The sequence below is a fragment of the Deltaproteobacteria bacterium IMCC39524 genome (assembly GCA_029667085.1).
In the GTDB taxonomy this organism is placed as follows: domain Bacteria; phylum Desulfobacterota; class Desulfuromonadia; order Desulfuromonadales; family BM103; genus M0040.
The window spans coordinates 175,371-198,400 of record JARUHJ010000001.1 but is presented as its reverse complement, the minus strand read 5'-3'; the positions used below and the strand labels follow the sequence as shown (position 1 = coordinate 198,400).

The window sequence follows — 23,030 nt, the reverse complement described above, 5'->3', positions numbered from 1 at the left end:
GCTATCGGGTCGCTATCAGCTTGTTGTTGACTGCATAGTCTTTGATGGCTGCAGCAATCGCCTTCGCAGCAGAATTCTGGAAGGCACTGCTCCTGAGGCGTTTCTCTTCACGGGGATGGCTAATAAAAGCCGTCTCCACGAGGACAGAGGGCATTGTCGCACCGAGCAGCACGTAAAACGGGCCCTGCCTGACGCCCAGGTCGCGCACGTCACTATACTTTTTGCTGATCCCTTTGACCAAACCCTCCTGAATCACGGTCGCAAGACGACTGGACTCGTTAATCTTGGCATTGGCCATCAGGTCAAAAAGGATCAGTTCAAGATCAGAAACCTGCTTAATCGAGGTGCCGTTTTCACGGGCAGCGACGGCAGCGGCTTTGTCGTTTTTGGAGAAGTTCAAGTAGTAAGTTTCGATACCGAAGGCCTTACGATTGTTGTTCGCGTTGGCATGGAGCGATATGAAAAGATCTGCGCCAACCTTGTTGGCAATGGCGGTTCTCTCTTCTAATGGCAGATAAACATCGCCGCTACGGGTCAGAATAACCTCGCAGCCAATCTGCCTGGTTAATTCTTTTGACAGAGCCTTGGCCATCTGCAGGGTGACATCTTTCTCAAGGGTTCCAGACTTGCCTACAGCACCAGGATCTTTTCCACCGTGGCCAGCATCAACAACAATACGCCGCAGGGTTGAGGTCGCCGGAGCCTTGGGGATATGCAGCGGTTTTTGATCTTTGGGGGTTTCGTTGAGGACTTTGGCGATCGCATCCCCGCCGCTGTCAGGCAAGCTGCTGATCTCAGGATCGCGGCGTTTTAGCTCCGGCGACTTGTCGCCCGCAACATCAATAACGATCCGCCAGGGGTCACTCAACGGGAAGACCTTGTAATCACCAATGCTTTCAAGATCAAGGACCACACGAACCGTATCGGATTGCGGCGAGCCGGTGCGAATCTGGCGCAACAGGCCATCATCGACCGCCGTTTTCTCGTTGAGCCCTTCAGCTAAAGCGGTCTTTTCGATATCAACATAAAGTCTGGGTGGAGCACCCTTGCTCGGCTCCGGGACAAGGTAGTGTGCTGAAAACTTGGTCTGGCTGGAGACATCCAGGACAATTCGAGTATAGCCGGGGTTCGACCAGTAACGAATAGAGGAGAGCGTTCTGGAGCCAGCAGACGTTTTTGCCGGAGCGGCAGCTACTGTGGATTGCGGTGTGTCAGCTGCAGCTTTTGCATCTGAGAGAGGTTTTGCATCGACCGCATTATCGGCAGGCGCATAGGGAGCCAGTGCCGCCAGGCGTGCCTTGGCTTTGCCGGCCATATCACCTTTCGGCTGAGCTTCGACCAGCAGCTTGTAAAGTGCGTAAGCCGCTGACTTGTCAGCCAGGACCTCTTCCATAAGCTTGCCGGCCTGCAACAGGGCATCATCGGCGAGGGAGCTGTCAGGGTAAGTTTCAGCCATCTGCACAAAGAGCTCAACAGAGCGCTGCGCATCCGGCTTGATACGGCTGACAGCATAAAGACCGGCCATGGTCTTGCCGCACATGTAAAGGGAATCTGCACCGCGGCGGGTTTTGGGGAAACGTTGGTACACCGATTCGAACTTGTCATAAACATTCTCCCAGTTCTCACGATACATCTGCTTGCGCGACGAATCCTGTAGAGAATAGTAGGCATCACGCGCCTTCTGGTAAGCCTGTTCGGAGTTTTCTGCAAAGACAGCGACCGGTGACAGCAGCCAGAACAAAGAGAGTGTAAGTATGACTATGCGTTTCATATTCATCAAAGCATCTTTTTGAGTTCGTCGAGCAAATTAAGTGCTTCCAGCGGCGTCAGGACAGAAACGTCCATCTCTTCAATACGCTGCCTGACCGGATCAGCCTGTTCAAAGAGCCCCAACTGAGGAGCCTCGCTCTTTTTGACAGCATTCTTGCTGCGCGCCAGGCGCGGAGCCCCGGCTTCGTATTCACCGGATTCCAGGTTGCGCAGAACTTCCTTGGCACGCTCGATCACAGCGGCAGGTAAACCGGCCAGGCGCGCCACCTGAATCCCGTAGGAATGACTGGCCCCACCCTTGACAATCCGGCGCAGGAAAATAATCTGATCGTTCCATTCCTTAACCGCGACGTTGAAGTTCTGCACACGTTCACGAGTCTGCGCCAGATCAGTCAACTCATGGTAGTGAGTTGCAAACAGGGTCTTGGCTGCCACCTTGCTATTGTCATGCAAGTATTCAGCCACAGCCCAGGCGATACTGACGCCGTCAAAAGTAGAGGTTCCGCGGCCGATCTCATCGAGGACAATCAGACTGTGTGGCGTGGCATGGTTGAGGATGTTGGCGGCTTCTGTCATCTCGACCATGAACGTCGACTGCCCGCGGGCCAGGTTGTCACTGGCGCCAACCCGGGTGAAGATTCGATCAACGATGCCGATATGTGCCTTTTTTGCAGGCACCAGGCTACCGACCTGCGCCATCAAAACGAGCAGCGCAACCTGACGCATAAAGGTTGATTTACCAGCCATATTCGGACCGGTAATAATCAGAATCTGTTTTTCCGTGGTGTCCATATGCACATCATTGGCGACAAAACGCTCACCGAGATTCATCGTCTCGATGACCGGATGGCGACCATCCTCAATGAGCAATTCGGTCGAATCATCCATCAACGGAGTGCAGTAGTTGTGTTCATGGGCAAGATCGGCGAGGCCAAGCAAAACATCCAGCACGGCGACCTTGTCGGCCGTCGCCTGAATACGCTGTCCCTGAAGCGCGACCTGCCTGCGGACCTCCTGAAAAAGATCGTATTCGATCTCAACAACCCGGTCTTCCGCACCAAGTACTTTTTCCTCGTATTCCTTAAGTGTTGGCGTGATATATCGTTCGGCGTTAGCCAATGTCTGCTTACGCTGGTAATCCTCAGGTACGCGATCCAGGTGCGAACGGGTGACTTCGATATAGTAGCCAAAGACCCTGTTATAACGAACCTTGAGGGTTGAGATCCCGGTGCGCTCTTTTTCCTCCTGCTCCAGACGTGCAATCCAACCTTTGCCCTCTCGACTGATGCTGCGCAGTTCATCGAGCTCGGCATGATACCCTTCGCGAATCAAGCCACCTTCACGCATTACAAAGGGAGGATCATCGACGATAGATTTCGCAATCAGCTCAACCATTTCAGGCAGAGTATCAAGGCTGTCTCGCAGCTCCGCCAGCAGAGGGCTCTCCAGTTGCGCGAGGCGATCAATAAGTTGGGGAAGTTTTTCCAGTGAGATGCGAAGCGCGGCCAGGTCTTTGGCGTTGCCGGTGGCCATGGCGATTCTGCCATTAAGCCGCTCCAGGTCATAGACGTCATCAAGACATTGGCGCAGGTCATCCCGGCAGAGGCTCTCGCGAACCAGCTCTTCGACAGCGGCATGCCGCTCAACAATACGTCTCTGGTCAACCAGGGGATGAGTCATCCAGTGCCGCAGTTTACGCGCGCCCATGGCTGTGACCGTACGATCCATGACCCCAAGCAGGGAGCCCTTTCGTTGACCATCATGCAAGGTTTCCGTAAGCTCCAGGTTGCGGCGGGTAAAGTCATCGAGGACCATATGATCGCGGACATGGTAGGTCAGCAATGGCTGCAGATGAGAAACAGCCCCTTTCTGCGTCTCTTCCAGGTAATAAAGGACCATTCCGGCAGCCTGAATTGCAGCAGGCATTGCATGACAACCGAAACTCTCCAGTGATCCGTCAGGGAAAAACTCCAGAAGCACCTGTCGTGCGCGGTCTTCGGCAGACGCCCAATCGGGGAGTCGATTAACAATCCGGCCCTGCAGAATCCCTTGCAAAGCATCAACGGCCTTATCCTCGGCATCACCCTCAGCGACGAGCACCTCAGCCGGATCCCGGGAAAGAATTTCACCCGCGGTACTCTCCAGGTCAGAAAGCTCCGTAACCTTGAACTCACCGGTCGTTATGTCGACGTAAGCAACACCGAAACAGTCATTGCCAAGCGGAGCCAACGCCAAGAGGTAATTATTGCGGCGCGGATCTAGCGTGTCGGTATCGACAACCAGCCCCGGTGTGACCACTCTGACGACTGCGCGCTTGACAAGCCCCTTGGTCGTTTTTGGGTCTTCGACCTGTTCACAGATTGCGACGTTGTGTCCGTGTTGAACAAGCTTGGCGATATAAGGTTGGCAGCTATGAAACGGGATACCACAGAGAGGGATCTCTTCCGCAGCGCCCTTGTTACGAGCGGTCAGGGTAATATCGAGAATTCGCGATGCGACAACTGCATCCTCCATGAACATTTCATAAAAATCGCCAAGGCGAAAAAATAGTATCGCATCCGGATAATCAGCCTTAATCTCCAGATACTGTTGCATCATCGGTGTTTTTTTTGCCATTGTTGCTATAATCCAAAAAAAACAACCCCTTACAGGGTCGCACAAAGATTTAAAGACAAAACATTCCCTGGTTATTATGTTAACAAATCACTCAGTTGGCTGTAAACAGCAAAGAGGGTTTAAAAGTAATTCATATGGTTGCCAAAAGAGCACAAAGTACATTATGGTTGTAAGCTATTAATTCTGAGGAGTACAGCAACGTCAATGACCCCCACAGCCGAGATTCACCCCCTGCTTCAGGGCTTGAACAAATGTGATTACAACGTAGAGAGCCTTGATGATGAAATTCGCGTCGACAGCCTGTGTGTCGACCTGTTGCGGCACTTTTACCAGGAGCTGGTACAAAAGAAAGGGATGCCGCCGGAACAAGCTGGCGCGTGTTGTCATGGCGCCGACTACTTTCTGCGCGAGTTCGTCATTCCCGAGCGGCACAAGAATCTCTTCGACGTAGAAGCAAATGACCTGCTGCAGTTTGCCGGCCACTGGTACATCATTCGCACGCCGGAGCCAAACCTGACCGAATTAAAAAAGATCCTTACGGGGACAGCGGAACTCTATAATTACCTGGCGTCCCAAAAGATGGTAAGCCAGGAAACAGCTGACGCGGTGACCACCCAAAGTGAGGCGCTCGACTACTTCCAGAAAAGGATTGATGACTTCTGGGCAATCGAAGGCGAGGGCTACGACAGCTGGAGAGACGCCTGCCCGCTATAGACAGCATCAGGTCTCATTACAGAGCAACAAGCCGACAACAATATGACGCCAACAACAAAATCACCCAAAATGGCAGCAGCCAGGCTCTCTGTTTTTACAGCACTGGGGCTGGCCATACTCAAGCTTATCACCGGTATCCTCACCGGCAGCCTGGCGGTATTGACCTCGGCGATCGACTCTTTGCTCGACATCCTGATGTCAGGCATCAACCTGATGGCGATCCATCACGCTGAGCAACCGGCCGACGAACGACATCCCTACGGTCACGGCAAATTCGAATCACTGGCAACAATCTTTCAGGCCCTGGTTATTGCAGTCTCTGGCTGCTGGATTATTTACGAAGCCGTTCAGCGCATGATCGAAGCAAGTCCAATCAAGCAGACCGGTATCGGCATTATCGTCATGTCAATCAGCACGGTCGCGTCGTTCATGATCAGCCGCCACCTGCGTCGGGTCGCCAAAGAGACAGACTCTTCAGCGCTCAAAGCAGACTCCCTCCATTTTTCGATGGATGTCTACACCAACCTGGCCTTGCTTGTTGGATTGATCCTGATCAGCCGTTTCAACCTGCCCTGGCTGGATCCGGTCATGTCACTCATGGTCGCCGTCTATATTCTCATCGAATCGCTCCGCTTGCTGCGACAGGCCATGCGTGACATCCTCGACGAACAATTACCGGAGGTCGTTCGGCATGAAATCGAAAGCCTGATCAACGATCACAAACATGAACTCTTTGGTTACCACAACTTGCGCACCCGTCGTGCCGGATCGCATAAGCTGATCGATTTTCACTTAACCGTTTGTAAACACCTGTCCGTCGAAGAGGCGCATGACATTACCGATTACATCGAAAAGAAGATCGGGGATGAGATCATAGGTACGGACGTCACCATCCATGTCGAGCCCTGCCGCAGGCATGGATGCCCGGGTCGTGAAGCATGTCCGACCCAGAGTATTCGTCGCGCAGATGATGACAAGGAATGGTGGAAAGAAGGTAAGGATGTTAATGACATGCCTTCAGATGACATTCAAAGAGCAACAGATTAACGCTCTTTTGCTTTCATGCTGCAAAAAGAGTACAAAGCGACTCAATTTGTTCACATATAATGAGACAAATCAACATGACATAAAATAGGGTTTGTCAGCCATCTGAGGAACAGCACAAACTAGTACCGTGTAACCCATAAAATGTCGCAAAATTGCGACGGGATTTGGCGCACCAACAAGGCGTGGCTGAGAGCGCATAGCACCGCTATGTTACCGAAGCCAAAACGCAGTTGGTGTGCCAAAGAACAAGCAAGATGCGTTAGTTTATGGGTTACACGGTACTAGCACCCTACCCCAACAAGACCTTCCCACCCAGGACCACCAACAAAACACCCAACGTGCCCTGAATCACCGGCTGCAAGCCAAGAAAAACCGGCTGAAACCTGCGACTGGAAATCATTACGGCCACAATAGCGTACCAGGCAAAAGAGATGACGAACATGGCTATGTTCAGAACAACTTTCCCCCAGAGTGGGAAGTCAGGGTTCATGAGCAGAGCAAAGAGACTCAGGTAGAAGGCCCATGCTTTCGGGTTGGTTAAGTTGGTCAGCAGGCCGATCCGGTAAGAGGCCAGCGGAGAAGGTTCCCTTTGCACGTTCGTGGCCTTATCCGGGGCCTTTCTGCTTCGGCAATGACGCAACATATCAACACCGATCCAGGCCAGGTAACCGCCACCGACAAAACGCGTAATCAGAGCAAAATAGGGAATGGAATGAACCAGTACCAGCAAACCGACCAGACCTGCCAAGGCAAAGAGGCCACTGCCGGTGGCAACACCCAAGGCCGTCAAAAGACCTGCTCGCCGGGATTGCCCCAATGCCGTGTTGGTCACCAGGATAAAATTGGGTCCAGGTGAGACAATAGCGAAGGTGAAGACGCTGAGAAAAGTAAAGATAGCCGGCCAGGTTGTTTCCATAGGGTCACTTTAGTCTTCATAACCGAGACAGACAAGAGTCAAAAAAAGCTGAAGACATTTATTAACGCAAAGGCGCAAAGACGTGAAGAAAAAACTCATATTCTCTGTGAAATGTCTCAATCAAAACTGTCACCCTCTGCATCTTTGCGCATCGCCCAGAAGAGCCTATAAGGGTTTTACAGAGACATTCTATGACGAGAGGGGGAAACGGGAGCGAGAAAGGAGAACGGGGGCTCCAGAAGAGCCCCCGTTTTTTTACTAACGGCTTCAGGTTAAACAGTTTCCTCTGTCATATCCTGGACCAGAGAAAGTTCATCACTGTTAAAGACCTTGTCGATATCAAGCAGGATCAAAAACTCTTCCTCGACCTTGCCCATCCCTTTGATGAACTCGGTATTCAGTTTGGTGCCCAGGCGCGGTGGAGGCTCAATCGCATCCGAACGAATCTCGAGGACCTCGCGAACCGCATCCGCCAAGGCTCCGACAACGATCGGTTCACCATCGACCAGAACTTCTACAACAATTATGCAGGTATCCTGACTTTCCTCAGCGGCCGGCAAACCCAGCTTAAGGCGCATATCGATAACAGGAACCACTTGACCGCGCAGGTTGATAACACCAAGCATGTAATCCGGTGTCTGTGGAACACTGGTCACCGAGACCACACTCAAGATCTCTCGAGTGCGACTGACCTCGACGCCGAAGAGCTCACCTGCAAGGCAAAAGGTGACATACTGTTTACTGTTAACTGAACTGCTCTCTTCCATGAAAAGCTCCTCAATATTGTTCAAAATCGTTGTCTTGAGCGTCAACACTTCCGACGATTTCAACCTGCTCATCGCTTTTTCTCACAGATGCTGAGTCGCTGCTAAAATGTTTGATCTGCGGCTGAGCTTTAGCAGCTGTCATCGGGCTGGAGGTTGCCAGAGAATCAAGAGACTCTCCACCATTTGCAACAACAAACGAAGCGACCATCTCTGACAACACTTCCGCTTGACCGGAAAGTTCTTCAGCGGTAGAAGCCATCTCTTCCGAAGCAGAAGCATTCTGCTGAATCACGCTATCAAGCTGCTGTATGCTTTTGGCGATCTGCTCTGCCCCCGCATCCTGCTCGCGGCTGGCAGCAGCAATCTCCTGAACCAGCTCCGCAGTCTTCTGAATGTTAGGCACCATGACTTCAAGCATCTTGCCGGCAGCTTCTGCCGTTTCGACGCTGCCGCTCGAAAGCTCATTAATCTCGCCGGCAGCGACTTGACTGCGTTCTGCAAGCTTCCTGACTTCAGCGGCAACAACAGCAAAACCTTTACCTTGTTCTCCGGCACGCGCAGCCTCAATCGCGGCATTCAATGCTAACAAGTTGGTCTGTCTGGCGATCTCTTCGATAATCACTATTTTGTTAGCAATCTCGCGCATCGACCCGACAGTCTTATTAACTGCCACACCGCCTTCCAGGGCATCATTGGCGGCCTTGATGGCAACCTTTTCTGTCTGCATGGCGTTGTCTGCATTCTGACGGATATTAGCAGTCATCTCTTCAATACTGGAAGAAGCTTCCTCGGCCGCTGCCGCTTGCTCAGAAGCACCCTGCGACATTTCCTCGGCACTCGCGCTGATCGCCTGGCTACCCGCAGAAACATTCAACGAAGAAGCCTGCATCTGCCCAACAACTTTCGACAAAGCAGCATTCGCTTTTGCCAGGGGCTCACGGATAACACCCTCAGCCTTGAAGGTAAAGTTTCCTTCTGACAAAGCGTCAAATGCAGCCAACACTTCGTTCTTCATATTGTCTGCAAAATGATCAAGGGCCACAGCCATCTGACCGATCTCGTCACTACGCTGCATATCGAGGCGCTGATCCAGGTTGCCGGCATTCATGTCCTGAATCATTGCTACAGCCTTGCTCATTGGCACAGAGATACTCCTTGCGAAGAAATAGGCAAATAACAAGCCCACAACTATCCCGAAGCCAATCACACCCCAGAGTACGGTTTTGGCCAGTGACGCGGATTTATTGATGAGGCTTGTTTGCTCTGCCAGGTCCTGGCTAACCAGCTCTTCGATGGCTTCAGCCGTAACGATAGTCACATCTGCAGACTTCTTGATATTGGCAAGCAGAGCCTTTATCTCATGATCCTTTGCAACCAGGGTGTCGAAGTCCTTTTCATACCTACCCAGCTGAGCAAAGATTTGCTCCTTTTTCGAAAGATCCAAGTCGGAACCATTGACCAGATCTTGTAACTGTTCAATGGCTGCATCAGCGCGCTTCATGTACTTGGCGTCACTACGCAGCATGTAATCTTTTTCGTGACGACGAATTGTCAGGTACAGTACTTCGCCAGCATTGAAGTTGTTATCTTTCAAGACCTGCTCAACATTGTGAGCCGCAGTACGGAAGGAACCGTAGACCCCGGACTTTTCGTCGAGCCCCATGTCGACCTGAGCATCAACAAACTTTTTAAAACCGCTACGATAATCTGCAAGATGGCCCTGCATATCTTTGCCTTTTTGCATCACGGCAGGATTCGTTGCGTTGGTTTTTAGTCGCTCGGCCCTTTCCACTGCAGAATCAAGGAACTTGTTAACCCTGTCCTGATATTTCAGATCTTTACGCATCAGGAAGTCTTTTTCACTCCGACGCACTTGAAGAATATCTGTAACCATCATATCAGCGTCTTCCATCAGATTCCATTGAACCTTGACATCATCCTGGTATCCGCTGATGACTTCATCGAGTTGATAAATACCGGTCAATCCGACAACGGTTAAAAGAATCAGGATAACGCCAAATCCGAGCCCTAACTTTGATCCAATCTTCATCTGCTTTACTCCTAAAACATCGGCCCCTTAAGGGCGGTTATTTTTCTTTTGAGTCAATAGTTGCTTTCCCCTATCGACTTTATAAAGAAATGTCTCGTGTTCTTTACCGCAGCTCTCGCAAACAGCAGGCCAATTTTGATTTCACCCCTCTCGGAAACACCTGCACGGAGCAAAAAGCCTAATTTAAAAAGGATTAAAATAAATATTATTTTCATTTAATCTGGTTGTTATGAGCCAATCACCAAAAGACAAATGCTTCTGACACAACTCAGAAAGTCACAAAACTGTGTCACCCGTAAAGATACAAACTGAAACCTTGATCAGTGAGAACTTTATCTCAGAAGAATGCGACTGGATTGGCAGAGTTTCCCCTTGCCCTCTCTTCGCAAAAGGTGTAACACCTTAAGCCCTTGTCAACTTACTTTTAGAGGAGAAATCATGGGTATACTCAACAACACCGTCAGCATCTGTCAGTTCCAGGTGCTCGGCACTATGCCAGCGACTGATCTGGCGACCTGGGTCGGCGAAGGTCTTGCCAATGACGGTTTTCGTTCCATAGAACAAACCAGTGAAGAGCTATCGAGTGGCTGGGTGCAGTTGGATGATTATCAGGAAAGCGACTTTAACGGCCTGCATACGTTCCAGCACGATCACTACCTGGCCTTCTCCCTGCGTCGCGACCAACGCAAGCTGCCAACCGCGTTACTCAAACCCTATATTCTAAAAGCTGAAGAAGAGTGGCTGGCAGCCAATCCGCAATTCAAACGCGTCCCCAAGCAGCAACGCGAAGATCTGCGTGACGCCGTGCGCGGCAACCTTTTCTCAAAAACCCTGCCAGCGCCGGCGATCTACGATGCCGTCTGGGATACCCGCAGCAACATGATCACCTTCAGCGCCCTCGGCACAAATGCAGTTGATCTCTTTGTAGACCAGTTCAAGAAGAGCTTTGAAGGTTTGCGCCTGGTGCCGATACACCCTATCGCGCGTGCGGGCCAGGTGATCGACGAAGCTCTGCAACCTGCCCTCAGCCAGGCCAATCGCAGCGGCAGTGATGCGGTTTTGGAGCAGATCGAAGCGAACCAGTGGCTCGGCACCGATTTCCTGCTCTGGCTGATGCACGAGACGATGAACGCCGCCTCTGAATACGCCGTAAATCAACCGGGGCCTGCAGACGCTGGCGACAGTTTTGTCGCCTACCTCAACGATCGTCTGCTCTTGGCCTTCAGTAGTGAAAGCGGCGTACAGAAAGTCACGGTCACCGGACCGCAGGATCACTTCAGTGAGGTCCGCACAGCCTTACAGGGGGGCAAAGAGATTCACGAGGCAGTCCTTTACATAGAGAAGCAGGATAAGCAGTGGAAAATGACTCTGAAAGGCGACACTTTTCATTTTGCATCGTTCAAGGCTCCGGCTGTCACCCTGGAAAAGGATGACATCACAGATCCGGAGATGGAACGCGAAGCGGTTTTCTTTGAAAGGATGTATCTGTTAGAAGAAGGCTTACAGCTCTTTAACAGCCTTTTTGCGACTTTCCTTGCGCAGCGCCTCGACCAGGGTTGGGCACAGAAGGAGCAGGAGATCAGGACTGCTTTGGCTCAAGCTTAAAACCATTACGACAGTTCGTAACAAAGCCCGGCTGAAAATTCAGCCGGGCTTTGTTGTCTACACATAACGCCATCTGGGTCAAAAAATCGCTAGTCTGAGCTGGCACCATGGTCAGACCGTACGGTAAAGGCCTCATCACGACGTCGCTGATTCAACAACCAGATCGCATAAGCCTTGGACCGGGATACTTCGGTTGTCTCCGTGACCTCTGTGCCCTCTGTGGTGAACAAAAGCTTACCGACCATACTGATCATCAAACCGCTCAATATCATCTTCACTCAACAGAGCCCCCGTCTGCACCTCAATGATCTCAAGAATCTGATCACCTGGGTTGGCCAAGCGGTGCTTATGGCCAATCGGGATATAGATCGACTGGTTGGCCTCAACCGTCTGCACAACATTCTCCAAGGTCACTTCAGCAACCCCACGCACAACAACCCAATGCTCGGCGCGATGCTGGTGGCTTTGCAGTGAAAGCCTTGCCCCAGGCGTGACTGTAATTCGTTTGACGAGGAAGCCGTCTCCGGCATCAAGACCCTCATAGGCACCCCAGGGACGGTTGACGCGTTTGTGCAGCAGGTATTCTTCCCGGTTTTGTGTTTTGAGCCGGGAGACGATCTCTTTGACCTCCTGAACACGATCCTTGGCGGCAACCAGCACAGCATCAGCCGTCTCAACCACGATTGTGTTCTCAAGACCGATACTCGCAACCAGACGTGAGCCAGAGTAGAAGTAACTGTCTTTACAGGCAACTTCGCTTACATCACCACTGCTGACATTGCCTTGGCCATCGGCTTCACCAGCCTCCCAGAGCGCCGCCCAGGAGCCAACATCGCTCCAGCCGGCATCGAGTGGAATCACCACGGCGCGATCGGTCTTCTCCATCACCGCATAATCGATGGAATCAGAGGGACAAGCCGCAAAAGCCTCGGCATCCAGGCGAGTAAAATCAAGATCAGCCGCCCGCCCCTGCCAGGCCTTTCGACAGGCCGCCAACATCTCCGGTGCAGCTTTCTCGAGCTCCGCAAGATAGACCGAAGCCTTAAAGAAGAACATACCGCTGTTCCAGTAATAATCGCCGCTCGCCAGGTACTTCTCGGCCGTCGCCAGATCAGGTTTTTCAACAAACTCCCGAACGTCAAAGATATTCTCAACTGAAAGCTGCGGACTGGAAGCTAAAGACTGTCCCTTACGGATATAACCGTAGCCGGTTTCTGGTGCTGTCGGCACAATACCAAAGGTCAGCAGCGCACCGCCCTGCACCGCATCAACACCGTCCGTGACGGCAGCACAGAGAGCCGCGGCGTCGCGGATCACATGATCGGCAGCCAACACCAGCAGGAGCGGATCCGAACCGTCGGCCATAGCCTGCAGAGCCGCCACAGCAACGGCCGGAGCCGTGTTACGGCCAACCGGCTCCAGGATCACAGTCTCCGCCGCCTGCTCCACCTCGCGCAACTGCTCGGCAACCATAAAACGATGAGCGTCGTTGCAGACCACCAGTGGAGCACCCAGGTCAGCGAGACCTTCCAGGCGTAGCACGGTTTCCTGTAGCATGGTTCGTTCACCGACCAGCGGCAAGAGTTGTTTTGGATAAAGTTCGCGGGATAAGGGCCACAGGCGGGTGCCTGCTCCACCGCTTAGAATTACTGGTACAATCATAAAAACCCCTTAGATAAAGCACTAAACCAGAAAAGCTATTTAACCATGATGGACTAGATACACACGATAGACCAAAAACCAAACATGTTTACATCCATCCCGTTCATCATGGTTAATAAAGATTTTATTTTCTAAAATTATCCTTATTTTTCAGGAACCACCGATACGTCTTTTCAATCCCCTCACGTAAGGAAACCTTTGCTTCCCAACCCATGTTCTTCGCCCGAGAAACATTAAGCAGCTTGCGCATGGTGCCGTCCGGCTTGGTCGAATCGAATTCCAGGCCACCCTCATAGCCAACCACATCCTTGACTGTCTCAGCCAGTTCCCGGATCGTCACGTCAACGCCGGTGCCAAGATTCAGGAAACAGGGGTCAGGATAATTCAGCAGCGTTTCAGCTAAAGTCTCATCGTCAGACTCCATCACAAAAACACAACCATCTGCCATGTCGTCCACATACAGGAACTCCCGCATCGGTGTGCCGGTGCCCCAGATGGTTACAGCATCTTCGCGTCCCTCTGCCTTCGCCTCATGGAAGCGGCGAATGAGCGCGGGCAAAACATGTGAGTTCTCCGGGTGGAAGTTATCCCCAGGCCCATAAAGGTTGGTCGGCATCACCGCCACAAACTTGGTGCCATACTGACGGTTGTAAGATTCACACATCTTCAGACCGGCAATTTTGGCCAACGCGTAAGGCTCATTGGTCGGTTCCAGCAAACCGGTCAGCAGAGCATCCTCGCCCATCGGCTGAGACGCCGCTTTGGGATAGATGCAGGAAGAGCCCAGGAATAGCAGGCGCTTCACACCATGCAGATAAGCCTGGTGGATCACTGCGTTCTGAATCGCCAGGTTCAGGTAGATGAAATCGGCCGGATAGGTGTTGTTGGCGTGAATGCCACCCACCTTAGCCGCGGCCAGGATCACGTATTCCGGCTTTTCAGCGGCAAAAAACTCCGCCACAACCTTAGGGTCTGTCAGATCAAGCTCATCGATCTCCGGTGTCAGCAGATTCGTGTAACCACCGGACAGCAAACGACGCACAATTGCTGACCCAACCAGACCATTGGAACCTGCAACAAATATTTTTGAGCTAGTATTCATAATTTTTATCAACCTTGATGGACTTGATTAACGTGATGTATTTAAGTTGTAGCAAGACGATTCTTCTGGCTGAGAACAGGAGTGTGAATTCTTTGATACTCAAGCCGTGGCCTGCCAAAGTTAACAAGAAGGCCAACATCGAGGCCAGAGACTTTAAGATAATTCATGGTTTGAGCAAAGTGTTCTGGAGCAATGGCTTTAACTGCTTTCAATTCAACGATAACCTTATCTTCGACCAGCAAATCTGCACGAAACTCACCAACACAATGGTGTCTAAAATTTACCTTGCAGACAGCCTGACTCTCAACTTTCAGACGATAAGATTTTAAAACAACAGAAAGAGCTTTTTCATAAACAGATTCTAGAAAACCGCAACCCAACTCATTACTGACTTCAAAACACGCACCGAGGATCTTCTCGGTCAATTCTTTATGAAGCATATCCCCCCCCTAACAATCCAAATTGAAACAAAAGAATAACAATAAAAAGTCAAAAAAAACCACCTTGATGTACATGATGAACTCGATAGCTAAGGTTTAAAACATCATGTTCATCAAGTGCATCATGGTTAAAACAAAAGCCTAGAAATAAACAAACAAAAACAAAGACATATTGACCTTGATGTACATGATGAACACGATGGGTGAACCTATAAAATATCGCTTCCATCAAGTGCGTCATGGTTAGAGTCAAATGCTATTCGTGATAGTCGAAAACCTGATAGCCGTGGCCTTTAACCAGTTCATCACGGCGAGCGCTCTCCAGGTCGGAACGGACCATCTCGATCACCAGTTGCTCGAAAGTGGTTTTCGGTTCCCAGCCTAGCTTGGCTTTGGCCTTGGCTGGGTTGCCGAGCAGCGTCTCCACCTCTGCTGGACGGAAGTAGCGTGAATCTACACGAACAATCACCTGGCCTGGCTGCAAAGCCCCAGCCAGTACGCCCCGATCAGTAGCAACGCTATCCACAACACCCACCTCTTCCTGACCGTCGCCTTCCCAGCGCAGTGTTACGCCGAGTTCACCGGCAGCCGTCTCGACCATTTGCCGCACCGAATACTGTTTACCGGTAGCAATCACGAAATCTTCGGGTTCATCCTGTTGCAGCATCAACCACTGGGCTTCGACATAGTCACGAGCATGCCCCCAATCGCGGAGCGCCGAGAGGTTGCCTAGATACAGGCACTCTTGCAGTCCTAACGACATTCGAGCCACGGCTCGTGTAATTTTTCTCGTGACAAAGGTCTCACCGCGGATCGGCGACTCATGATTAAACAAGATACCATTACAAGCGAACATGCCGTAAGACTCACGGTAATTGACTACGATCCAGTAGCCATAGAGCTTTGCAATACCGTAGGGAGAACGTGGATAGAAAGGTGTGGTCTCGGTCTGCGGAGTCTCCTGCACTTTACCGTAGAGTTCCGAGGTTGAGGCCTGATAGAAACGGGTCTTTTTCTCGAGACCGAGGATACGCAGCGCCTCGAGAATACGCAGCGTGCCTAGACCATCGGCATTGGCTGTATATTCAGGCGTATCAAAAGAGACCGCCACGTGTGACATCGCCGCTAGGTTGTAGATCTCGTCCGGCTGGACCTCCTGAATAATACGAATCAAATTGGTCGAATCGGTCAGGTCGCCATAGTGAAGCACGAAGTTACGATTTTCAACATGAGGGTCCTGGTAAAGATGATCGATGCGATCAGTATTAAACAACGAAGCACGGCGCTTAACACCGTGGACGATGTAACCTTTTTTCAACAGGAACTCGGCGAGATACGCCCCGTCCTGACCGGTGACGCCGGTAATGAGTGCTACTTTTGACATTGAAACCCTCCATAGGTGGCACGGCTTAAGTTTTAAGTTGTAGGAAGTAGTCGAGAACAGCCCCTTGTCAATAAACAAAGCTTGTAGCTTATTATACGATGTTAGACATAAGTTTTTAGGCTCAATGGTTAAAGGTCAACTATACTCCCATCCCTCCCAACGATCTTAACACTATAGCTTCCAACTCAACCTTTACAGTTATAACGTCTCCAACCTTTTACGCAACCAGTTCAGTTGTCTCGGATAGAGTTCTCTCGAGAGTGGCCAGAAACCAGTTCCTGAGCCACCAGACAAAACAAATGGTACGATTTTATTAAGAGTTTGATCTTTATAAATTGGGCGGCGTATCGCTGACAGGTGAACGTGATACCGTTTTAAAAAATATTTCGCATGATAAGATGAAAGGTTCTGACTTCTATTTGGCTGTTTGCATCGCCCCAAACTATTCGCGCACGTCTTTATTGATTACCATTATCGCCGAGAGCCTGCAGCCGGATACGGGCGTTTTTGTTCTCAGGAGCATACAAAAGCAGTTTACGATAATAGCTCATAGCCTGATAGGTCAGATTTTCACGCTCCGAGAGGTTTGCCAGTTTCCAGAGTATAGCAGGGTTCTCGGGGTACTGTTGAAGTCCGCGCTTCAACACAAGAAAAGCTAGAGGCACCTGCTGGCTTCGGAGGTAATAATCAGCGACACGACTAAAAACTAAAGGCCTCTCCCATTCGGATCCACTGGCAAGCATCATGGCCTCTTCCAGGTGCACGACAGCTCGGTCGCCGGAGCCGACCCCATGCAGATACTCTGCAATCTGTAGGTGAGACTCCGGATGGTCGGGGATAGACTGCTCCAGCTCGCGATCGGTAAATCCCTGCACAATCAGATGTGCAAGAAGAGGCCTGGTCTGCAAGGGTCGCAACCCCAACACTTGCTTAAACGCTTCAAGAGCTTTTTTCTTTTCACCCCGGGCAATGTACCAGTTCCCAAGATCTTTCCAATGTGCGGGTTCAGTACGGTCATTAAGGGCCGCCGAGGTAAGAAGCTCAGCAACCGCTTCTGTCTCCCCATCAGCGATCAAGGCCTGGGCCAGGCGATGCAAATATAAACTTGATGTGGGCGCCAGGGAAAGGGCTTGGGTAAAGTATTCACGAGCCTCCCCTTCCCTTGCTCCAGATTGGGCAAGCTGGCCTAGAGCAAAGCGGTGACGATCTGAAAACGGGTCGAGTGCAACGCCTGCAGTTATTTTGTTCGTCAGCTTCGCATTAAACGCTTCATCAGCAAGATGATTTTGAGTGAACGGCCCGGTGCTTTCAAGATGATAAGCGGCGACAGCTGAAGCAAAACCATACCACAAACCTACGGCCAGTATCAGCAGAGTTGCAGGACCAACAAACAGATGCATCCTGGATGGTTTCCAGTCCCGCAACTCAGATCGTGGACCGGCCTTGCGAGAGCGGGTATGAGCGGCAGAGATTAATAGAGCCAGCAGGGCAAAGAAAAACAAACTGTTCGCCGGAATCTGCAGGTTAAAATCAGTAAGGCCGTGAAGGAGCACAGAAACAAGCCCGGTTGTCGCTCCAAGCCACAGATAAAAAGAGAGCGGGTTTCGGCGTTTGCGGCTGGCCAGAAAAGAACGAACGACAACCTCGAGGACGAACCAGACTGCAAGGAAAGCACCTACCAGACCACCTTCAACAACCAGTTCTACATAATCGTTATGGGCATGGGCAACCAGTTTGCTTGTTGTCACGCTCTGCACCCGTGGATAAGCGTCTGCGAAAGTACCAAAGCCAGTACCAAAGAATGGATAAGCCGCAACACTCTCCATACTGTCCATCCAGTAATCAGTTCGTTTAGTGTTTAATTCTCCGGTATCGGTCCGTACTGCTGAGAATCTCTCAAACACCGGCTCCCAGCCAAGCAAGCCAACGCCGCCCAGGATCAGAACCATGACAAGACAAGGGATGACAAGACGTTTTCTATCTGGGCCAAGCAAGGCAAAGAGTAGCAAAAAACAGGTGATGGCTGCCAGAGAAGCCAGGATACCGCCACGAGAGAGGCTGAAAAAGATGGATGTCCCCATCAGCAGTGTCGCGAGCACAACCCAGGCAAACGAGGCCATATCGGGATTGGAGAAAAACTCAACGAGGCCTTCTCTCCAGCCACTGTAGATTTTTCGGGGCAGACCGTAAACTGCCAAGGCCAGGCCCAAAGGCATAATCATCCCCATCAAGCCGGCAAAATGATTTCCATTTACGTAGGTGGCAAAATGATGAGCTGTACGTTCCGGCCACTCAATGAAAAACCAGAAAACCCGATCGGAAGGAAACAGGTATTGCACTAGCCCGAGAGCTGCGTACAGGCCGCCGAAAGCAACCAGCGCTGTAACAAACAATTTTAAGCGACGAAGGCTGTTCAGAATCTGGATCAATGCTAGAAAAAAAACGGCGCAGGCAAACAGACGCCAGAAGGTCATCAAAGTCACCTTCGGGTGCAGGCTCAAAGGCATCCAGCTTTCCGGCTGAATTAGCCAGATACTCTCCTGATAGCGCGCAGCGGTTTCCGGAGACAGCCAGGAAAGCAGAGATGGAGGCAAGGGCAGGAGTTGAAGCAGACAAAACCCGGTCAACAACAATAGAGGCAGCCAGCCAACCGGTTTCAGGAAGTTCGACCTTCTCCCCACCAGAACCAGAGTCAGCAGGACAAAACAGCCTGTTTCCATCGCAGCCAACGACCAGTAACCAGTGGATCCGCTGGACAGAGGAGCAGTCATAAGAATGGCAAGGGAAAGGATCAACAAGCCAGGCATAAGTCCCGTCCGGGAATTATCTTTTACTTGTCTGCGCCATTTCAAAGGGAATCACCGGAGATGACGCGGGCCGGGTTATCGAGTACTAAAGCCCGTGCCCGGTCTGCACCAATCAGCTTCCGAGCGACTTGCAAGCCTTTGCTGAGCACAGGTTTTCGCCAGGTCGCAGAATGACCGTCCGAAGCCAGAAAATGGGACCAGCCACGCCGCAACAGGTGACGGGCACAGGCCCGGATTTCGGCACCGAAGCCTCCGGTCAGGCTTTCAGCCGTCAACTGGAGCAGACCGCCGGCATCGAGGAGAGGTACGAGCAGGTCAGGGTTGCGCAGGATGTCAGGATTACGTTCCGGGTGAGTAACAATCGGGATTTTCCCCTGCGCGGCCAGCTCAAAAATCAGTTCAGGGGCATCGGCAGGCAGATGACTAAGGGGGAACTCGAGGAGCAGGTAGGGACCATTATGCAAAAGATAACCGCATAAACTTTCAAACTCGAGGCTGCTGCTGCCCTCCCCGCCAGACAGGATTTTCAAACCAAGACCAGCGGCCGTCACTGTCTTTTGCAGAGCAGCAGCATGTTCTTTGATTTCATCACTGGTTAACCCGTCGAGATAGACGTGCGGCGTGGCAAAGACCGTGTCGATACCATCAGACACGGCCAAACGGGCCATAGCCAGAGATTCTTCCATGTTCGCCGGGCCGTCATCAACCCCCGGTAGGATATGGCAGTGAATGTCCATCATAGAGTGAGGCCATTGAGCTGTAACGAGTAACAAGCGAATTGTGCCTTTAGAACAGGGAATCAATCAAAAACAAAAAAGGATTGAGACAAACTGAGCCAACAGCAAACAACTATGATCTTGTTTCGTCCTGGCCAGTCTCCAGACCCCAGTCCCCAGTCCCTCAGCTTTCCACAGACTCTTCTTCGGGTTCGTCACCATACGACGTGTAATAATCGTTGTAGTAATAATCACTCTTCTTCAGTTCGATCGCGTTGATGACCATACCGAGCAAAGGCGCATTGACATCGGCCAACGACTTGATCGCTTTGCGCGCCAGGTCGAAGGGGGTCAGATGCGCGCGTACCACCAAAATCGTCCCTTCAAAAAGATTGCTCAGAACCCGTGCATCAGAAACCGACATCAAGGGGGGAGAATCACAAATAATAACATCGTAATTGGCTGAAAGATCTTCGATCATCTGGGCCATACGCTTGGACGAAAGCAATTCAGACGGATTCGGTGGGATCGGCCCGGCTGTAATCAGAGTCAGGTTCTCTATGGGGCCCTTCTGCAGCAGTTGCTTGCCATCACCGCCACTCAGGTAGCTTGAAAGGCCATGTTTGTTCGATTTGCTGAACACTTTGTGTACGCGCGGTTTGCGCAGATCAGCATCAATCAACAAAACTTTCTTCTCAGATTGTGCCAGCGCCGTTGCCAGGTTCACCGCAGTTGTCGTTTTGCCTGCCGACGGTCCCGGGCTGGTAATCAGAATGCTCTTCGGAGCGCCCTCCGGCTTGGAGAGCTGAACTGCGGCGCGCAAGGCCTTGTAGTTTTCGGCAAAAGCAGACCGGGGTGATTCGCTGACCGCGTTCTCCACCTCTCCCTGCTCCTGCGCCCAGAGAGAAATAACACCGAGGACACTGATCCCCAGGCGTCGTTCGGTCTCTTCGGGGGATTTCACCGTATTGTCCAGATATTCAATAAAAAACGCCAGAGCAATCCCCAGAAAGAGGCAACCGACAAAACCGCCAAGCAAAAACTTCTTTTTATTTGGTTTCACGGCAAACGTGGGGACCGTGGCCTTTTCTACAATCCAGACATTCACCGGCTGGGTGTCCTGAGTAAGGCTCTGCTCTTTGATCTTCAGCATCAGGGCGTCATAAAGTTGACGATTGGCATCGACATCGCGCTTCAGTGCAGCATACTGAACGACCTTCTGGTTAAGATTCATCGCCTCGCCCTGGGTCTGGTTGAACTGTGCCTGAAGGCTCTCTTCCTTGTTACGCGCCAACTCGTACTCATTGCCGATCGAAGCGATAATTCTTTTGATTTCAAGTTTTTTCTTGTTTTTCAAGCTGGCTAGATCACTGACCGCCTTTTTCATGGTCGGGTGCTTTGGCCCGAACTTGTTGGACAGGTCAAGAATAAGCTGTTCTGCCTGCAGAATCTGGCTGCGCAACATCTGCAACGACGGATCATTGGCAACGGCAGGCAGGGCTTCTGCCAACTCAGGCTGATTTATGACCGAACTGGCTTTTGCATAAAGAGCTTCCAACTCCCTGCGCCTGCTCTCTGTCTGCAGCAGGTCACTGCTCAATTGCGAAAGCTGTTCCGGGGTCACGGTCATACGATCCCCCAGAGTCAGGATGTTGTTCTCCACCATGTACTGCTGCAGGCGATTTTCAGCAACCTCCAGTTTCGCTCCTTCTTCTTCAGCCTTGCGCGTCATCCAGTCGATCGTGATGCGGGTAAAATTGAGCTTCATTTCGAGGGTTTCCTCGATATAAGCCTGAGCGACCGAATTAGCGACCTGGGCTGCGAACTCAGGATCGGTCGAAAAGTAGTTAATCTCTGCAATTCGACTTTTACGTGATGGACTGACCTCGATACCCGCACTGATTTGCCGGGCCAGAATCTCCGACTGTGGTTCAATTTTTGCGGAAGATGACTCATCGTCACCCATGCCGAAGCCGTTCTTGACCAGCTTCATTACACTGGTCACCCAGCCACCGAGGCCGCCTGAAATAGCGGCATCGTGCAGTGAAGCTGGTTCACTGTCAAGACCAAGCATGCGCACCACCCGGCGACCGACCGCGTCACTCTGGATCAGTTCATACTGCGTGGAATAAAAATAGGGATCAAACCGACTCGACTCGTCCTGAAAATCAGCGTTGGCGGCTTTTTCAATCAATAGTCGGGTTGACCCCTTGTATTGCGGGGTCATGGAAAAAGCTGCCAGTATCACGAGCAGGAAGCCTCCCAGAAAAACAGAGGCAACCAAAACACGGCGCTTATTGATAATCCGCAAGTAATCACGAAGATGAACGTCTTGTGTACCGATCTGCATAAAAAAACCTTTATTAGCAGTGAGCTGTTAGAAGCTATTTCAGAAAAAAATTAATCGAACGCAGTTGAAAGATGATGCTCGATGAATTTAGATCTAAAGGAATAAAAACAATATTTACAGGAATGAAGTGGACAGATCAAAGTCTAGCTTTTTACAGGACTCTGATTAACGCGATAACCGCTGATCAAGCTTAAAACCAAAGCGCCTCTTTTTACTATAAACACATCGTTTCAGCGTTAATCATCGTCCCATTCAGATCATGTCTTTGCCCATGCACCAGCCATCCTAAAAGATGCTCTCCGGCACCACGATCACATCGCCCGGAAGAACTGGCATGTTCATCGGAACCTTCTCGAAGATTTTCTCCTCATCACCGACCTTGCGAACCACTCTGATACGGCTCTTGGCGGCAAGTTTACTGAAACCTCCGGCCCTGGTAATCATCATCAGCACGGTACTTTCGTCATCAACCGCATAAGCATCGGTGTTATTAACATGCCCGGTCACATAAACCAGATCTGCTTTGGCAATAAAGATATTGTCGCCATCACGCAGGAGAACATCCAGATCGCGCGCCCCCTCTTCGAGCAGTTGCTTCAGGTCGACCTGAATCAATTCATCGGAGCCCTCCGCTTGCTGTTGACGATGGATCGTCGCTATTTCACCCGACTCACTATTCAGACCGCCAGTCTTCGAGATCAACTCCAGCAAAGTGGTCGGCCCGGAGAGTTCGTAAAGGCCGGGGTTGGTCACAGCGCCCATCATCACCACTTTACGGTTACGGAATTGTTCAATAAAAATCGAAACCTGCGGGTTGATGATGTAGCCATCAGCCAATAACCGGGAGATCTTCTGCCCGGCCTCCGCAGCGGTCAGGCCGGCGATTTCAACCTGACCGATCAGGGGGAATAAAATTGTTCCGTCACCGCCGATTCGAGCTGTCAGAGAGAGATCCTGATGATCATAAACCCCCACTCTCAGGACGTCTCCTTCACCGAGGTGGTAATCATCCGTTGCAGCAAATACTGAACTCCAGCAAGACGTCAGCAGCAACAGGGCAATCAGAACGAACCTTGTCATATCT

The 23,030-nt window shown here is 51.2% G+C and carries 18 protein-coding genes; 3 read left to right on the top strand and 15 right to left on the bottom strand.

Translation table 11 applies throughout. From position 1 onward, the window contains the following. Position 1: 1 nt before the first annotated feature. Both P9J64_00890 and mutS read right to left on the bottom strand, forming a co-directional pair. A complete protein-coding gene (locus P9J64_00890) occupies positions 2-1,777 on the bottom strand; it encodes an N-acetylmuramoyl-L-alanine amidase (protein ID MDG5466871.1) in 1,776 nt (591 codons plus the stop codon). Continuing rightward, on the bottom strand, positions 1,777-4,386 hold the full coding sequence (gene mutS, locus P9J64_00885) for a DNA mismatch repair protein MutS (GenBank protein MDG5466870.1): 2,610 nt from the start codon (positions 4,384-4,386) through the stop codon (positions 1,777-1,779). Before mutS ends, P9J64_00890 begins: the two co-directional genes overlap by 1 nt. 204 nt (positions 4,387-4,590) lie before the next feature. On the opposite strand from mutS, the gene P9J64_00880 reads away from it, so the two are divergent. Together P9J64_00880 and P9J64_00875 are read left to right on the top strand one after the other, a co-directional pair. Further along, positions 4,591-5,100 carry a hypothetical protein gene (locus P9J64_00880; GenBank protein MDG5466869.1) on the top strand — a complete coding sequence of 170 codons (510 nt, stop codon included), beginning with the start codon at positions 4,591-4,593 and terminating at the stop codon, positions 5,098-5,100. A gap of 42 nt (positions 5,101-5,142) precedes the next feature. Next, the gene (locus P9J64_00875) at positions 5,143-6,147 is read left to right on the top strand and encodes a cation diffusion facilitator family transporter (protein ID MDG5466868.1); all 1,005 of its coding nucleotides are present in this window, start codon (positions 5,143-5,145) and stop codon (positions 6,145-6,147) included. A gap of 289 nt (positions 6,148-6,436) precedes the next feature. Here P9J64_00875 and P9J64_00870 read toward each other — a convergent pair whose 3' ends face one another. From P9J64_00870 to P9J64_00860, 3 genes are all read right to left on the bottom strand, one after another. Beyond that, positions 6,437-7,063 carry a LysE family translocator gene (locus P9J64_00870; GenBank protein ID MDG5466867.1) on the bottom strand — a complete coding sequence of 209 codons (627 nt, stop codon included), beginning with the start codon at positions 7,061-7,063 and terminating at the stop codon, positions 6,437-6,439. A gap of 272 nt (positions 7,064-7,335) precedes the next feature. Continuing rightward, entirely contained in the window at positions 7,336-7,830 is a 495-nt protein-coding gene (locus P9J64_00865; protein MDG5466866.1) for a chemotaxis protein CheW, read from the bottom strand. A gap of 10 nt (positions 7,831-7,840) precedes the next feature. Then, positions 7,841-9,880, bottom strand: coding sequence for a methyl-accepting chemotaxis protein (locus P9J64_00860; protein MDG5466865.1), 2,040 nt, complete (start codon positions 9,878-9,880; stop codon positions 7,841-7,843). Between the two features lie 438 nt (positions 9,881-10,318). On the opposite strand from P9J64_00860, the gene rdgC reads away from it, so the two are divergent. Continuing rightward, complete coding sequence (rdgC, locus tag P9J64_00855) at positions 10,319-11,485, top strand: recombination-associated protein RdgC (protein ID MDG5466864.1); 1,167 nt, start codon at positions 10,319-10,321, stop codon at positions 11,483-11,485. Between the two features lie 89 nt (positions 11,486-11,574). Here the strand turns inward: rdgC and P9J64_00850 are convergent, their stop codons facing one another. From P9J64_00850 to P9J64_00805, 10 genes are all read right to left on the bottom strand, one after another. Then, the gene (locus tag P9J64_00850) at positions 11,575-11,763 is read right to left on the bottom strand and encodes a hypothetical protein (protein MDG5466863.1); all 189 of its coding nucleotides are present in this window, start codon (positions 11,761-11,763) and stop codon (positions 11,575-11,577) included. Beyond that, entirely contained in the window at positions 11,720-13,147 is a 1,428-nt protein-coding gene (locus tag P9J64_00845; protein MDG5466862.1) for a mannose-1-phosphate guanylyltransferase/mannose-6-phosphate isomerase, read from the bottom strand. The genes P9J64_00850 and P9J64_00845 overlap by 44 nt, the downstream gene beginning before the upstream one ends. Positions 13,148-13,271: 124 nt before the next feature. Further along, a complete protein-coding gene (locus P9J64_00840; GenBank protein MDG5466861.1) occupies positions 13,272-14,249 on the bottom strand; it encodes a GDP-L-fucose synthase in 978 nt (325 codons plus the stop codon). Between the two features lie 41 nt (positions 14,250-14,290). Next, positions 14,291-14,689: a GxxExxY protein gene (locus P9J64_00835; GenBank protein MDG5466860.1), complete on the bottom strand. Its 399-nt coding sequence runs from the start codon at positions 14,687-14,689 to the stop codon at positions 14,291-14,293. A gap of 256 nt (positions 14,690-14,945) precedes the next feature. Continuing rightward, on the bottom strand, positions 14,946-16,073 hold the full coding sequence (gmd, locus tag P9J64_00830; protein MDG5466859.1) for a GDP-mannose 4,6-dehydratase: 1,128 nt from the start codon (positions 16,071-16,073) through the stop codon (positions 14,946-14,948). 198 nt (positions 16,074-16,271) lie between these two features. Beyond that, positions 16,272-16,367: a sugar phosphate nucleotidyltransferase gene (locus P9J64_00825; protein MDG5466858.1), complete on the bottom strand. Its 96-nt coding sequence runs from the start codon at positions 16,365-16,367 to the stop codon at positions 16,272-16,274. Between the two features lie 164 nt (positions 16,368-16,531). After that, positions 16,532-18,880, bottom strand: a complete 2,349-nt coding sequence (locus P9J64_00820) for an O-antigen ligase family protein (protein ID MDG5466857.1) — start codon at positions 18,878-18,880, stop codon at positions 16,532-16,534. A 41-nt stretch (positions 18,881-18,921) separates the two neighbouring features. Further along, on the bottom strand, positions 18,922-19,620 hold the full coding sequence (locus P9J64_00815) for a capsular biosynthesis protein (protein ID MDG5466856.1): 699 nt from the start codon (positions 19,618-19,620) through the stop codon (positions 18,922-18,924). Between the two features lie 160 nt (positions 19,621-19,780). Next, positions 19,781-21,946, bottom strand: a complete 2,166-nt coding sequence (locus P9J64_00810; GenBank protein ID MDG5466855.1) for a polysaccharide biosynthesis tyrosine autokinase — start codon at positions 21,944-21,946, stop codon at positions 19,781-19,783. 285 nt (positions 21,947-22,231) lie between these two features. Next, positions 22,232-23,026 (bottom strand): polysaccharide export protein, encoded by a 795-nt coding sequence (locus tag P9J64_00805; GenBank protein ID MDG5466854.1) that lies wholly within the window; start codon positions 23,024-23,026, stop codon positions 22,232-22,234. Positions 23,027-23,030: the final 4 nt, after the last annotated feature.